At 45.5% G+C, this 13,102-nt stretch carries 15 protein-coding genes; 3 read left to right on the plus strand and 12 right to left on the minus strand.

What is annotated here, in order from left to right; translation table 11 throughout:
- Positions 1-56: 56 nt before the first annotated feature.
- Positions 57-392 carry a YnfA family protein gene (locus E0D71_RS15385; protein WP_133004195.1) on the minus strand — a complete coding sequence of 112 codons (336 nt, stop codon included), beginning with the start codon at positions 390-392 and terminating at the stop codon, positions 57-59.
- A gap of 298 nt (positions 393-690) precedes the next feature.
- Between E0D71_RS15385 and E0D71_RS15390 the strand changes: the two genes are divergently transcribed.
- Positions 691-2,583 carry an ABC transporter transmembrane domain-containing protein gene (locus E0D71_RS15390; protein ID WP_243712050.1) on the plus strand — a complete coding sequence of 631 codons (1,893 nt, stop codon included), beginning with the start codon at positions 691-693 and terminating at the stop codon, positions 2,581-2,583.
- Between the two features lie 7 nt (positions 2,584-2,590).
- On the opposite strand, the gene E0D71_RS15395 is transcribed toward E0D71_RS15390, so the two are convergent.
- From E0D71_RS15395 to E0D71_RS15405, 3 genes are all read right to left on the minus strand, one after another.
- On the minus strand, positions 2,591-3,052 hold the full coding sequence (locus tag E0D71_RS15395) for a DUF302 domain-containing protein (RefSeq protein WP_243712051.1): 462 nt from the start codon (positions 3,050-3,052) through the stop codon (positions 2,591-2,593).
- A 200-nt stretch (positions 3,053-3,252) separates the two neighbouring features.
- Complete coding sequence (locus tag E0D71_RS15400; protein WP_133004196.1) at positions 3,253-3,549, minus strand: hypothetical protein; 297 nt, start codon at positions 3,547-3,549, stop codon at positions 3,253-3,255.
- On the minus strand, positions 3,546-4,016 hold the full coding sequence (locus E0D71_RS15405; protein ID WP_133004197.1) for a DUF4405 domain-containing protein: 471 nt from the start codon (positions 4,014-4,016) through the stop codon (positions 3,546-3,548). The genes E0D71_RS15400 and E0D71_RS15405 overlap by 4 nt, the downstream gene beginning before the upstream one ends.
- 201 nt (positions 4,017-4,217) lie before the next feature.
- Here E0D71_RS15405 and E0D71_RS15410 point away from each other — a divergent pair, with 201 nt between their 5' ends.
- Positions 4,218-4,652, plus strand: coding sequence for a MarR family transcriptional regulator (locus E0D71_RS15410; RefSeq protein ID WP_165943017.1), 435 nt, complete (start codon positions 4,218-4,220; stop codon positions 4,650-4,652).
- A 101-nt stretch (positions 4,653-4,753) separates the two neighbouring features.
- Here E0D71_RS15410 and E0D71_RS15415 read toward each other — a convergent pair whose 3' ends face one another.
- The 4 genes from E0D71_RS15415 to E0D71_RS15430 all read right to left on the minus strand — a co-directional run bounded on the left by E0D71_RS15415 (position 4,754) and on the right by E0D71_RS15430 (position 7,885).
- Positions 4,754-5,038, minus strand: coding sequence for a DUF3861 domain-containing protein (locus E0D71_RS15415; RefSeq protein ID WP_133004199.1), 285 nt, complete (start codon positions 5,036-5,038; stop codon positions 4,754-4,756).
- Positions 5,039-5,237: 199 nt separating this feature from the next.
- Positions 5,238-5,684: an isoprenylcysteine carboxylmethyltransferase family protein gene (locus tag E0D71_RS15420; protein WP_165943018.1), complete on the minus strand. Its 447-nt coding sequence runs from the start codon at positions 5,682-5,684 to the stop codon at positions 5,238-5,240.
- 170 nt (positions 5,685-5,854) lie between these two features.
- Positions 5,855-6,145, minus strand: coding sequence for a hypothetical protein (locus tag E0D71_RS15425; protein WP_133004201.1), 291 nt, complete (start codon positions 6,143-6,145; stop codon positions 5,855-5,857).
- A gap of 219 nt (positions 6,146-6,364) precedes the next feature.
- Complete coding sequence (locus E0D71_RS15430; protein ID WP_133004202.1) at positions 6,365-7,885, minus strand: diguanylate cyclase; 1,521 nt, start codon at positions 7,883-7,885, stop codon at positions 6,365-6,367.
- 225 nt (positions 7,886-8,110) lie between these two features.
- Between E0D71_RS15430 and E0D71_RS15435 the strand changes: the two genes are divergently transcribed.
- Positions 8,111-9,313 (plus strand): putative manganese transporter, encoded by a 1,203-nt coding sequence (locus E0D71_RS15435; protein WP_243712052.1) that lies wholly within the window; start codon positions 8,111-8,113, stop codon positions 9,311-9,313.
- Positions 9,314-9,344: 31 nt separating this feature from the next.
- Here E0D71_RS15435 and E0D71_RS15440 read toward each other — a convergent pair whose 3' ends face one another.
- From E0D71_RS15440 to hisC, 4 genes are all read right to left on the minus strand, one after another.
- Positions 9,345-9,662: an antibiotic biosynthesis monooxygenase gene (locus E0D71_RS15440; protein ID WP_133004203.1), complete on the minus strand. Its 318-nt coding sequence runs from the start codon at positions 9,660-9,662 to the stop codon at positions 9,345-9,347.
- A 66-nt stretch (positions 9,663-9,728) separates the two neighbouring features.
- Entirely contained in the window at positions 9,729-9,977 is a 249-nt protein-coding gene (locus E0D71_RS15445) for a Rho-binding antiterminator (RefSeq protein WP_133004204.1), read from the minus strand.
- A gap of 349 nt (positions 9,978-10,326) precedes the next feature.
- On the minus strand, positions 10,327-11,292 hold the full coding sequence (locus E0D71_RS15450; protein WP_133004205.1) for a transposase: 966 nt from the start codon (positions 11,290-11,292) through the stop codon (positions 10,327-10,329).
- Between the two features lie 538 nt (positions 11,293-11,830).
- Entirely contained in the window at positions 11,831-12,898 is a 1,068-nt protein-coding gene (gene hisC, locus E0D71_RS15455; protein WP_133004206.1) for a histidinol-phosphate transaminase, read from the minus strand.
- Positions 12,899-13,102 lie beyond the last annotated feature (204 nt).

The following is a 13,102-nucleotide window of genomic DNA, read 5'->3' on the forward strand; positions in this document are numbered from 1 at the left end:
CCATAAAGGTCAATGTTAGGCTGTCTTTTGTCTGCCAAACAGCGTGGCTTTTGACGTTACGACACCCCGCGCGGTGCAAACATGATAATGGCCATGCCCACCAGTGCCACTCCCGAACCAACCAAATCCCATGCGGTAGGACGAATGCCATCCACCGCCCAGAGCCACAATATCGCGGTAAAAATATACACACCACCATACGCAGCATACACTCGCCCAGCAGCAGAAGGATGCAGGGTAAGCAACCACGCAAATGCGATTAAACTCAGCGCGGCAGGCAGCAATAACCATATCGATTTACCTTCTCGTAACCACAGATAAGGAAGGTAACAACCAATAATTTCAGCCAGTGCGGTCACCATAAAAAGACCGACTGTTTTTAACTCAGGCATAGCATTCAACACCTTAAAAAAACACGTGAGACAACACCGCCGTTAATCGGCAATGCAAAAGAAAACGCAATGACGAGATTCACCGCATTAGCTACCAAGATCAACAAAGTGAACGCCAGTCTAAATACCATAACCTGAAATAACAAAGCCAGGGCCCAAGATGACAAAACCAAACCGAAAATAACGCCTTAGCCAAAGAGAAACGCCATCGTTAGATAGCACATTATTTATCCATTTCCAGCACCAAGTTCCGCTATAGTAAGCATCATTCGTCGTTTTCACCATATGGACATTACTTTTGACCCAACTCGATATCAACCAAGAAAAACCAGCATCTAGGGATCAAGACCCTCACCATAAGGTGACTACCTTGAACAGCGACAAAGATAAGCCTGGCTTAAACGCATTTTTACCTTTTCTACGCCCCTACCGCCTTCAGGTGATATACGCCTTAATCGCGTTAGTCATCACCGCGGGAGCCATGCTGAGCCTGGGTAAAGGCGTGCAGTTTTTAATTGATAGAGGATTAGCCTCAGGCTCAGAAGCGGATTTAACCAAAGCCCTGTGGATATTTATGGGGCTAGTCATCTTACTAGGCGTTGGCAGCTTTTGCCGATTTTTTCTCGTCTCTTGGCTAGGTGAGCGGGTCGTTGCGGACATACGAAAAGCGATCTTTGCCCACTTACTCACGCTCTCTCCGTCTTTTTTTGAAGACAATTCACCGAGTGAAATTCAATCGCGCATCACCTCAGACACCACCTTATTACAAAGCGTTATTGGCTCTTCGTTGTCGATCGCCTTACGCAGCAGCTTAATGTTGGTCGGCGGTATTATTTTCCTACTCGTTATGCATTTTAAGCTGACCTTGATCCTATTGGTTTGCGTGCCTTTTGTGGTGATACCTGTGTTGTATTTTGGCCGCCGAGTACGTCGTCTATCTCGCTATAGCCAAGACGAAATCGCCAATGTAGGACGTTACCTGTCTCAAGCTCTGCGTCATATTAAAGTCGTGCAGGCGTTTACCCATGAAAAACACGATGAACAACGTTTTTCTGCGGCGGTTGAGCAAGCGTTTGCTGTCAGCGTGAAGCGCATACTACAGCGTTCTTGGCTGGCTCTAATGGCCATTTTGCTGTCGATGGGCGGCATTGGCATCATGCTCTGGTTTGGTGGTAAAGATGTCATTTCTGGCGCCATTAGCGCGGGAGATCTGGCTAGCTTTTTGTTTTATTCGATTGTTGTCGCTGGTGCGGTGACGGCGTTATCTGAAGTCATGGGCGAACTGCAACGGGCAGCAGGCGCCACAGAACGCATTATGGAGTTGCTCAATGAGCGCAGCGTCATTGTCGGTGGACAGCAACCAGTCCCTACGGTGCCAGAATCGAAAAGTATGCCTGAATCACAAAATACAGTGGGCGTTAACAACAGCCCAGAGGCACAAACAACGCCTTTGTTGGCGTTACAGGATGTGACTTTTCGCTACCCAACACGACCAACGACAGCGGTCTTAAAACACCTCAATTTCTCAATACAACAAGGCGAAACCGTCGCCCTTGTCGGCCCTTCTGGCGCGGGTAAATCCACCCTCTTTGAGTTGCTATTAAGGTTCTATGATCCGCAGCAAGGGCAAGTTCGTTTTTCTGGGCAAGATATCAAAACCTTCGACCTTGGTGCTTGGCGTCAACAGCTGGCGTTAGTCCCTCAAGAAACCGCGTTGTTTGATCAAAGCGTGACAGACAACCTAGGTTATGCGAACCGCGATGCCAGTGAGGACGCCATTCAAAGTGCGGCGAAGCAATCCAATGCTCACGAGTTTATTCAACGTTTGGATAAAGCCTATGAGACGCGATTAGGGGAAGATGGTGTGCGCTTATCGGGCGGCCAAAGACAGCGCATTGCCATTGCTCGCGCCATTCTAAAAGACGCCCCTATCTTGTTGCTTGACGAAGCAACCAGTGCGCTGGATGCGCAAAGTGAGCACATGGTACAGGCCGCACTTGAACAGCTTATGATAGGACGAACCACCTTGGTGATTGCCCATCGCTTGGCCACAGTATTAAACGCTGACCGTATTATTGTGTTGGATCAAGGGGAAATAATTGCCCAAGGCACTCATTCCGAATTACTCGAAACATGCGCCTTGTACAAACGCCTAGCGGATTTGCAATTTGGTGAGCCGTCAGCGAATTAATAAAGGCTTATTTGGCGGTGGCAGCTGACCCTAACTTGTTCAGCACCCCTGAGATTTTCTTAATAACAGCGTCACAACCTTGAATATGGTGGCGCTCTTTAAGGTACTCTGGGTTATTAAAAGACAACCAAACTTTTTGATTGGCGTCTTCGCTAATAAGCGCTTTTTGAGGCAGGTCGATGGCCACATCTTGGGCACACTTCATCAAGGGCGTGCCCACTTTTGGGTTACCAAACAGAATCACTTGAGTCGGCCTTAGGGACAACCCCGCGCCTTCCGCGTTTTTTTGATGGTCAATTCGAGCAAACACATTCAAGCCTTTACTTTGTGCAATAGACGCAAAACGATCTGCGGTTTCTTGCACCGAATAATGGCTTTCATATCGCAATAAACTGTCTGCGGCATTGGCGGCAAAAGAAGACAATAGCGCCACAACGCCTAACGAAGCTACCTTGATTACTTTCATCATAAAACCTCCCCTCCATAAGAACTAAGCTTACTAAGCCGATAACCTATCGGCTGTTGCACTGTTTTGTATCCGCTTCGTGTGAAGCTTATCGAACAATAGCACACTAAGCATGGCAATATTCAAGGGGGAAACGGCTAAATAATAGCCAGTGAGTGCAAAGACCACAGGACTGATTAAAGTTTGCAGAGCAAAAAGATCGATTAGTTTTTTCGTTTAGGCAGCTTGCGTTTGACAGCAGCCGACAGCGTCATTACTAACAGAGCCAAAAGCATAGGTACGCCAATCAGCACCAACTCTTTGACAAAGGGTAAGACATACATCAAGACAGCCGGAATGTTAGGCTTGCCTTCTCCATCCCCGCCATGTGTGTAACCTTGCTGATTAATCTGCTCAGCCCAGCTGGTCAGATCCAACATCGCCAATAAACCAACCACTGCAAGAGAGACAAGCAAAATAATCGTAAAACGCGACTTCCAGTGATAGCTTAAATATTTCATAACGCCACGCCTTTGGCGGACATTTTCTTCGTCAGATTAACGATCCAACGCCAATGCAACGCTAAATGAACACCAATAACAGGCATGATCAAAGACGCAAATTCGTTATGAACCTTAGACCAAAAATCTTGTATGGAGATCGTGATATGAAGCGCAGGCAATAACGACACAGACACTAAAAATCCGCTCACAAAAACCAACAGCATCATGATGTATAAGAGGTAATTCAGAATGGTGCTAAAGCGCTCTTTAAAGGTCGAGCGCAATAAAAAACGCCGTGCGCTTTTTTTGATCCAATCCCAATGCAGCAGTAAATGAATCGCAAAAGGCACCACAAACAATAAGCTTCCCCACTCATGCAATGGAATGCCTGTCGATTGCGGTGCTGAAATTATCATAAAACTCACAATCAGCAGAACGTCCATAACATAACGCGTTTTCTGCAAGTTTTGCTTCCAATCTGACATGACTTCATTAACCTTAAAAAGTAATCATTTTTTTACTGAACAACTGACGTTCTACGCAGTCATAAGTCTTTTACATGCAAAACGCTTGTCTGGCATTTTGGTTGCATGATTAAGGCCAATAAAATAGAGTTGATAACGTCATATATCCTACCAAAATAGATGATAAAATCAACTAAAACCTTTAACCCACGTGGAGCTTTTGTGAACTTAAATGAAGCGCTTTTTAGCTTAATACACACTGTTCGTAACACCATGATTCAACAGTTAAAATCATTAGATATGAACTTGTCTCCAATGCATTTAAAGTCATTAAAAGCGGTCTCTAAAATCGAACAATGCACAGGTCAAAAACTGGCGGATTTTATGGGCAGAGATAAGGCACAAGTGAACCGTTTGATTAAAGAGTTGGTGAACCAAGAATTGCTCATCAAGAAAGACAATGAGAAGGACAAACGCAGCCAATTACTCATCTTAGCGGCCAGCGGAGAAGCGTTAATAGAAGAGTTTAACAAGGTGGAAAACGAAGTGTTTAGCGCAATGGCATCAGAACTAGAGCCTGATCAAATTGAAAGTTTTATTCAGATTACGCAAACGTTCAAATCCAACCTTGATGCCGCTTATGGGAAAAAGAACTAGCGCTTAAGAGACGACTTTTTAGACATAGCACCTCACTAAAAGCGATTAGTATGAGGTGCTATTGGATGACATTATTCGATAAAATCGTTTGAATTAAACCGTTAAGATTTTTTCAGAGATTTCATAAACTCGGAAAAATACGGTCTAAACTCTTGAAAAAGTTCATGTTTTGAGTTTCTCAGCATCACTTCCCCAAACAGCTTAATACCAAGTGCTAACTCCCTGGCATCGCTCTCATCTAGATCGATCTTTCCTTTCATCGTCTCAACGATTTTAAAAATATCATCGTGATTACGGGTTTCAAACTCTAATGGGCTGGCTTCCACTGCATTGCCTTTAGGATCCTCAAGATGTTCGATAGTAAATTTGTATAAATGACCTTTCATAGTGCCTCCGCTGCGCGTATACATGTTGTCAAATTAAAGGTTGGCGAATCAAATGAACGACAAACAACGCCAACAAATTTTGTCTTGCCTACTCCCTTGTTAGGTGCAAAAAAATCAAAAACAACGGGCGTGACATTTTTAATCTAAATTGCCAACCTTCATACCATCAACCAAACAGTGGAAAATCCAAAGGGGACCGTCAAAGCCAACGACGCACTCTGGCGCAATAGTTCTGATACTCTTCTCCGAATTTTTCCGTTAACGCAGCCTCTTCTGGCTTGATCTGAAAATACGATAAATACACGACAAAACCAACAATGGGCAAAACCACCCACAGCGTATTCAACCAAAATGCACCGCCAACTAAGATCATAGCCAACGACAAATACATGGGATTACGCGAGTATTGAAACACCCCAGACACCACCAAGACATTAGCCTTGTTGGGCTTATGAGGGTTCACCGTTGTCTTTGATTGGGTAAACGACAGAACCGCAGAAACAGCAATGACAGCGGCAAGCAGCCAAATGGCATAACTCAATACCAATGACCAACCAGAAGCCTCAAAATGGAAACCAGATAAGGCAAGCATGATGACCGCAACAACAAGAAAAATAACAAGAGGAGGGATTTTTAAGGCAAGCATAGTCATTCCTTTGAGATCTATTGGCGATAGGAAAAGGAAACAAAAGACACTGTAAAAGGCGCCTTTATTCCGCAACTAGATCATCACTTTATTCCTGCCATTCATAAAAGCCAAGCGCTATATTTGGCTCTCAAAAACGCATTTCTGTGCGCTGAACACTTACCTATTTACTAAGGCGTCAGATGAAGCATTCCACCAACCATTAACATAAAGCCAATCAAAACAGGCGAGGTGACGATACCCACAGCAACAAGCACAAACGCAAAAAGGTTGAGGCCAATGCCAGATATATTCATCTGTAAAAGGGCACCCAGTAGGCCGAAAATAGCAATCAAGGCCGCCAGCGGAACAAACACAACACTCAGCATTAAAATGCCCAACGCAGCAAACACACAAGCAAGGATACCTGCAGTACTGCCCGCGTTATTTGCTTTTACATAAACCACTTCTCGCTCAGCCATGGTGTTTCCTTAAGGTATTGATAGGAAAACCATTGTAGTCAGATCGCAGCCAGATAAGAATCAAACAAGGGTAATTCCATGTTGTAGAAATGTTAACGCGATCGAAAAAACGATAAGTCGATTGCGCTAGGAATCATAGAAAAAAGCGCGTCTTAAGCCTAGCAGGGAAGCACAAAACACTGCGAGTTGGCAGCTTTCAAGTATTGCCACAAACAGGCGCTATAAGGCTTTGGATGGGGTATCTTCAGAAAAATAATAGACGCTATTACGACCTTCTGTTTTTGCCTGATACATGGCTTGGTCGGCACTTTTAAGCAAACCATCAATGCTCACGCCATCATCAGGGTAAAACGCAATGCCGATACTCGCCGTGCAATACACGCTTTCCCCTTGGATCACATAAGGCTCCGCAAGGGCCTGCAGTAAGGTATTGCCAATCATGTCTATTTCAGTCGGCGCGGTGCCAGAAAACACAATGATAAATTCGTCTCCACCTAAGCGCGCAGCGATATCACTCTTTCTAATGCACGCTTGAATACGTTTCGAACACTCGACCAACACACTGTCGCCAGCACCATGACCTAGGGTGTCATTCACATGTTTAAACTTATCAAGATCCAACATAGTGATGGCCAGCTGCCTCTTCTCTCGCTGGGCGGCATTGATTGACGCAGCCAGGTGCTCTTGAAGCAGGTTGCGGTTAGGCAAACCGGTTAAGTTGTCGTAATTGGCTTGCCGCCAAATTATTCTATCTGCTTTTTCTCGTTCAATGGCAATACGAGCAAGATTGACAAACTGCTCAATCAATTTAAATTCAGAGGCTTTGGGGGTGAGCTGTTTACGATAAAAAATATCGAAGCTGCCCAGCACATTACCCTGATTGCCTAATATAGGCTCAGACCAACACGATGCTAATTGCGCCGACTTCGCCGCCTTTTGCAAAGTGGGCCAATCAGAATGAGCCGCTATGTCTTCGATAATAACGCGAGCGCCTGTCGCGGCGGCATAACCTGCATCAGGGCGAATCTCCAACTCTTTTATCGCGTTATGATAAGCCTCTGGCAAGCTCGGCGCTGCCCCTAAGGTTAAGCGTTTGCCGGTTTTATCAAGCAATAAAATGCCACATCTGGCGTCAGGAAATTCGTTTTCAATGGCTTTTACTATGGAGGAAAGCACCTTGGATAACGTGCTGGAGCTGGCAATCAACTCGAGAATCGTATTGTGATGTTGGTTGATTTGGTCTTTTTCCAATAGTTGACGGTTTTTATTTTGCATAAAAACCGAAAAGATTAGCGCAAATATATTGGTCACGATAAAGGCCGCGACCAAACGAGGCAGGGTAAAGCTGTCAAACTGCTCATAAATTAAGAGACAGCCTATTGTGATCAATAGAAAGTTAAACACACCAGCAATCAGAGTCGGCAGTAAGTAAAAGCTAGCGATTATGATAGGAAATAACCAATAAATTAACGCCACACCTTTTATATAAATACCGATTAAGATAGTGACTTGCGCAAGAATGGCAAAAATGGCGCTAAAAAGTGGCACATTGCTGGTAAACCAAACGCCTAAAAAAATGGCAAAAATACCGCCTACCGCAGCAAAATCAACCGCTATATGCGCTGTATCCCCAGCCATCATACTCATGATCAGAAAAGGCGATAGAACCAAGGTCGCTGTCGCCGTAATGGCAAGCAAGATCTTATCTTCTAGAGTGCGGTTCTCCATTTTGACGGTCATATTTGATTCGCTTCCTATGCGGGGGCACAACGATGCCTACTTTTCACTCAATAAATACTCCATTCTTCACCAGTGGCTACTGTCCGTCAATCCTACTATGGGAGATATAGCAGGAATATAGCGCGAATACCCAAAAGAAAAGACGCTATACCTGACTAGGATCTACTTTCTAGAACAGGCTTTATTGGTTATGATAATCATTATCAAAAATAGACCAATCCTATTATGCCTATGATGAGCGCCGCAGTCTTAACAAAACATTATTACTTTGTGCACAGTGCGTTTGCCAACAAACGCATGATACTTCCGTTGCTGTTGTGCGTGCTTTGGCTCATACCAGAAGGTCAAAGCTTGGTAACTTCGGTGTTGGCCGAGGCCTTCTTGCAAGTCTCAGCGTTTGTGGCCTTTACCTTGGCCCTGTATTACGGGCTCAGTCACCACTTTGACTCTTCTCGACTACAAGGTTGGATGCAACAAAAACCCTATCGTGAAGTCTTTTTCGCAGGCCTAATGGGAGTGTTACCAGGATGTGGTGGTGCGATTGTCATTATCACCCAATACACGCAAGGTAAAATCGGCTTCGGTGCCGTGGTCGCGGTACTGACCAGCACCATGGGCGATGCGGCTTTTCTACTGATTAGCCAAAGACCAGAAGACGCTGCCATAGTGCTCCCTATCAGCATAGTGGTTGGTATTGTTTCAGGCTTAATCACCAATGCGTTTCTGCCTGCGCCAGCATTAGAATGCAAGCAAACAGGCTCAGCATGGTCGCCAAATACAACGCCTGAGCCGAATCCATTTGAGCTTTGGGTGAGTCGCTTAAGCGTGGCCTTTTGGTGTCTGCTCATTCTACCAGCCAGTGCGGTCGCCCTATTGATTGCCATGCAATACGATGCGAATACCCTCCTGAGATTACCAGAGCAATCCATTGAATTATTTGGCAGCGTGGCAGGCTTTATCTGCCTTTTGCTTTGGGCATTAAGCGCAAAAACAGATCGCTACTCAGAACTCGCCAAAGAAAATGATAACCCATTGCCAAAGCACTGGATTCGAAAAGTCGCCCAAGACACTCAATTTGTCACCAGCTGGGTGGTGGTCGCCTTTGTCGTTTTTGAAGTGGTGTTGCGCTATTTCGGAGATGGTATGCTGCAGTCACTACAAGAATGGGGCAGCGCGTCTGTCTTCTTCGCAGCCATGATTGGTCTACTACCAGGGTGTGGCCCGCAGATCATGGTGACTGGCTTGTACTTACAAGGAGCGATTCCACTTTCCGCGCAACTTGCCAACGCCATTAGTAACGATGGTGACGCCCTATTCCCTGCCATTGCCTTGGCCCCAAAAGCGGCACTACTTGCAACCCTCTACTCGACCGCACCTGCGCTTGTTGCGGGCTATGGGTATTATTGGCTTATTGAAAGCAGTGTTTAGCGCGCCCTTTTACCGCGTTCAAACAAGCTTGCTAGCAACCGTAATCCCGCTCTACCTTTGAGATGCGCACTTTAAACGACGCATACCAAGATTCACGACCGTTTTTTTGCGCGGCCAAATGCTCTGCATTCGCTTTCCAGCGCTTAATAGACGCTAAATCTGCCCAGTAAGAGACGGTTATTCCTACTTCTTCCCGCGCTGATTCAACCCCTAAAAAGCCCGGCTGCTGCTGCGCGAGCTCGACCATTCGCATCGCCATTTCACCATAACCATTTTCCCCTTCGGTGCGTATCGAAGTGAAAATCACCGCATAGTAAGGCGGCTTGGGAGTACTCGCTATAAAAGACATGCATACTTCTCTTGTTGGATTAAACACAGGCAATCCGCCTCACCACCTAGTGAGAATGCCCTAAGATCACGACTGAAAACTCACTTCCGTAAAGTGTGGGTTATCTATGGTTATCGCAAGCTTAACCAACGCCGCGAGTACCACCAACTGAACCCCATTATCCGTCTGTATTTTTATACACTCGGCACGGTTTTCATTGCGCGCCGTATCCAACGCAACACCCTCTATCCATCCCCCTGAGGCCATCGTTAACCTAATCGGGTAATGGAATAAGCAAACGATCTCAACATAATCGTATTCGTGGCAAGTAATCATAAGGAGTCTCTAATAAAATGCATGATCGTAAAACCATAATGCACCATACGAAAAAAACGACCAAAAGCTTATCCAGCCTTATCACCAAATCATTGACTATAAGCAAGCTTATAAAACTAGCCAGGCACTTATTAAAACTAATAAAAACAGAGCTTTGGATAATTTAATCAAAAAGTGGCAGCCAATCTAGTCGTTACTAATGAATAAGGTATAAACGATAATAAGCAGGAATCGAAACTCAATAGCTCAATATTCTTTATTGAAGATTTTTACGGCTTTTACCGCTTTTTGGCTCATGAGAACGACTCAGAAATACACTGATAAGCAATAATTTAATCCGCAATTCAGCTCAGGCGAGTCGCTGAGCGCTTTTTCGATTGCGTCTGCGATGGTGCGATTCGCAGTACTGGTCAATGGACGATGCCTGCCCGACGACTCTTCCTGTTCTGGCTTCGAACTCGGTTGCAATACACATCCAATTGTCAGATGAAATATGCAATCGCTGTAGAATGGGAAGTAAGGAGGCATCAATCGAGCCTTTTTTGCCCTCTTTCACTATGCGCCCTGTCATATCGACCAGCTCTAAATAATCCGCCAGTTTAAAAGGTAAACCGTTGGGCATGTCTTTTCGTGGATGACCGACAAAAGGATGCAGCGTCTTGGGCTGGCTGTTTTCTTTCACGGCAAGCACGCGCTTCTTGATGCTGGTGAAATCGGAGCTTTCTGGAGTGTCACTAATACCCGACCTGACTGGATTTAGATCCACATAGGCCATGCAAGCGATCAGCGCCGCTTCGTCCAATAAAGCCTGGGATTTAAAGCGTCCTTCCCAGAAATGGCCGGTGCATTCGTCTTCTAGATTGGCTCGCCGTGCAATCGGCTCGTTAAGCTCTTTCATAAACCAGCTAATGTCTGTTAAGCGTGCTCGGTAGGTTTCTGCCGCCGCTTCTGCGAGCGTAATGACATAAGCTGGAAGCGTGCCGCCAAGCAGGTATTGCTGAGTAAAGGTCGTGCCTTTATGAAGCTTATGCCAGCGTTCTAACACCTCCACGACAGACCAGTTTTTCACAGTCTCTGAATCGATATGCAGCACAACATGAAGATGGTTACTCATCACCGCATAGGCACACACATCGATCGAAAAGATACTGGTGAGGAACAGCAAACGGCGCTCGACCCAACTGCGTCTATGTTCGTAGCTCGCACCTGTAAATGGATCCTCACCGCACAAAAAAGCACGACGAACGCATCGGGCCACGCAGTGATAATAAGGGGTATCGTCTAAGCATACTTGCTGACTTCTGGGCATTGGCATAATCCCGCTCCTCTTCCTTGAGAAAACAAAAATTAAGTATAGAAGAAGTCTGAAAAATAAACCGAAAAGAGCGCTAAGCACCGTGGTTACTGGCTTTTTCGTATGCCTGTCTTGGAATGTCTTTCGCGGTAATCACCCGATGTATTTATAAAATGTTTAGCCTCTAAGAAAATCCGTTCGATGCAACCAAGTTGCGCGACTTGAGAATGTTTCTGAGGCAGTGTTTGATGATGTATTTCAATCTAATAAAGCGCTAAACACCTTCCTTAAACGATCGACATACAAACGTTTTTATGTGCCACGGAAACGATACGCTAAAGATCTTAAAGAGCCCTTTTGGTTACTTTTGTGGCTCAGGACAAAAGTTACACGCTCAGCAGAGCGGAATAAAGGCCGGGAAAACAAAGTGGTTCAATGGAACTTACAAAACCAATAAAACCATCTTCCGTCTTGTATCAAGCCTGCTCCGTTGTGATAGAACCCTTAAAACAAAAAACCGCTGAGGTCAGCGGTTTGTCTTTGTTCACGGCCCAAATACTTATGAAAGCAGGGCTTTCAATGCCGTGGCTAATGCGGCCATTTCAGCGTCTGTACCTATGGTGATGCGTAGGTAGTTGCCGATGCGTGGTTTGTTGCTACCAAAGAAGCGAACTAGGATGCCCTGCTCTTTTAAAGCGAGGTAAATTTGTTCGGCGTTTTTCTTTGGGTGTGTTGCGAAGACGAAGTTGGTCGCCGATGGCAAGACACTAAAGCCAAGCGCTTCTAGCTCTTTCACAGACTGCTCGCGTGTGGCGATGGTTTTGTCGCAGATTTCTTTTAGGTAGGTTTCGTCTTCTACCGCTGCGGTTGCGCCTGCTAAAGCAATACGGTCGATTGGGTAGGAGTTGAAGGAGTTCTTCAAACGCTCTAGCCCTTCGATCAAGTCTGAGTGCCCCAATGCATAGCCCACTCGAATTCCGGCCAAGGCGCGGGATTTCGATAACGTCTGTACCACCAATAAGTTCGGGTACTGGTTCACCAGTGTCACCGCACTTTGTGCGCCGAAGTCCACGTAGGCTTCGTCCACCAGCACAACCACATCTGGATTCGCATTTAGAATCGCTTCAATATCCGATAGCGGCAAAGCTTTACCCGTAGGCGCATTCGGGTTGGTTACGACCACACCGGATACGTCTAGATTCTCGTAATCCGTCGGTACAATATTAAAATCATCGTCCAATGGAATCAGCTTAGGCTCGATGCTGTACAAGCCTGCGTACACTTTATAAAAGCTGTAGGTAATATCAGCAAAGGCTAACGGTTTGCCGCCCGCAAAATAGCCCATAAAAGCCAAGGCCAGTACTTCATCTGAACCGTTGCCGACAAACACTTGGTCTGTGTTTAGTTGGTAACTTTTAGCCAATGCTGTTTTTAGTGTCACACAGTTTGGATCAGGATAAAGACGTAAACGCTCACTTACTTGCTCTTGCATGGCTACTAAGGCTTTAGGAGATGGCGCGTAAGGGCTTTCGTTGGTATTTAGCTTGATGTACTTTTTGTCTTGCGGTTGCTCACCTGGCACATAAGGGTCAAGAGAAGCGATTTTATCTGTCCAAAAACGACTCATATCAATTATCTCTCCACTACTTATTTTAAAGGGGTCAGAGCCCTTTAAAAGTAGATGTTGGATAAGTAAATTTTGTCATAAGTTAAAGGGCTCTGACCCCTTTAACTCCTAGCTGTCATCAAAATTAGATTATGGAAACAAAATAAGGCCTCAATTGAGGCCTTATAAACACATTACAAATTGTCAGTCACTGTCCGGCCTAGG

The organism is Marinomonas sp. KMM3893 (genome assembly GCF_004352855.1).
Lineage (GTDB): Bacteria > Pseudomonadota > Gammaproteobacteria > Pseudomonadales > Marinomonadaceae > Marinomonas > Marinomonas arenicola.

Coding starts and splice junctions, on each gene's coding strand:
- E0D71_RS15445 (WP_133004204.1), bottom strand. CDS start 9,977: ATGATTACTTGCCACGAATACGATTATGTTGAGATCGTTTGCTTATTC.
- E0D71_RS15415 (WP_133004199.1), bottom strand. CDS start 5,038: ATGAAAGGTCATTTATACAAATTTACTATCGAACATCTTGAGGATCCT.
- E0D71_RS15400 (WP_133004196.1), bottom strand. CDS start 3,549: ATGAAATATTTAAGCTATCACTGGAAGTCGCGTTTTACGATTATTTTG.
- E0D71_RS15440 (WP_133004203.1), bottom strand. CDS start 9,662: ATGTCTTTTATAGCGAGTACTCCCAAGCCGCCTTACTATGCGGTGATT.
- E0D71_RS15395 (WP_243712051.1), bottom strand. CDS start 3,052: ATGATGAAAGTAATCAAGGTAGCTTCGTTAGGCGTTGTGGCGCTATTG.
- E0D71_RS15420 (WP_165943018.1), bottom strand. CDS start 5,684: ATGCTTGCCTTAAAAATCCCTCCTCTTGTTATTTTTCTTGTTGTTGCG.
- hisC (WP_133004206.1), bottom strand. CDS start 12,898: ATGAGTCGTTTTTGGACAGATAAAATCGCTTCTCTTGACCCTTATGTG.
- E0D71_RS15450 (WP_133004205.1), bottom strand. CDS start 11,292: ATGCCAATGCCCAGAAGTCAGCAAGTATGCTTAGACGATACCCCTTAT.
- E0D71_RS15435 (WP_243712052.1), top strand. CDS start 8,111: ATGCCTATGATGAGCGCCGCAGTCTTAACAAAACATTATTACTTTGTG.
- E0D71_RS15405 (WP_133004197.1), bottom strand. CDS start 4,016: ATGTCAGATTGGAAGCAAAACTTGCAGAAAACGCGTTATGTTATGGAC.
- E0D71_RS15425 (WP_133004201.1), bottom strand. CDS start 6,145: ATGGCTGAGCGAGAAGTGGTTTATGTAAAAGCAAATAACGCGGGCAGT.
- E0D71_RS15385 (WP_133004195.1), bottom strand. CDS start 392: ATGCCTGAGTTAAAAACAGTCGGTCTTTTTATGGTGACCGCACTGGCT.
- E0D71_RS15430 (WP_133004202.1), bottom strand. CDS start 7,885: ATGACCGTCAAAATGGAGAACCGCACTCTAGAAGATAAGATCTTGCTT.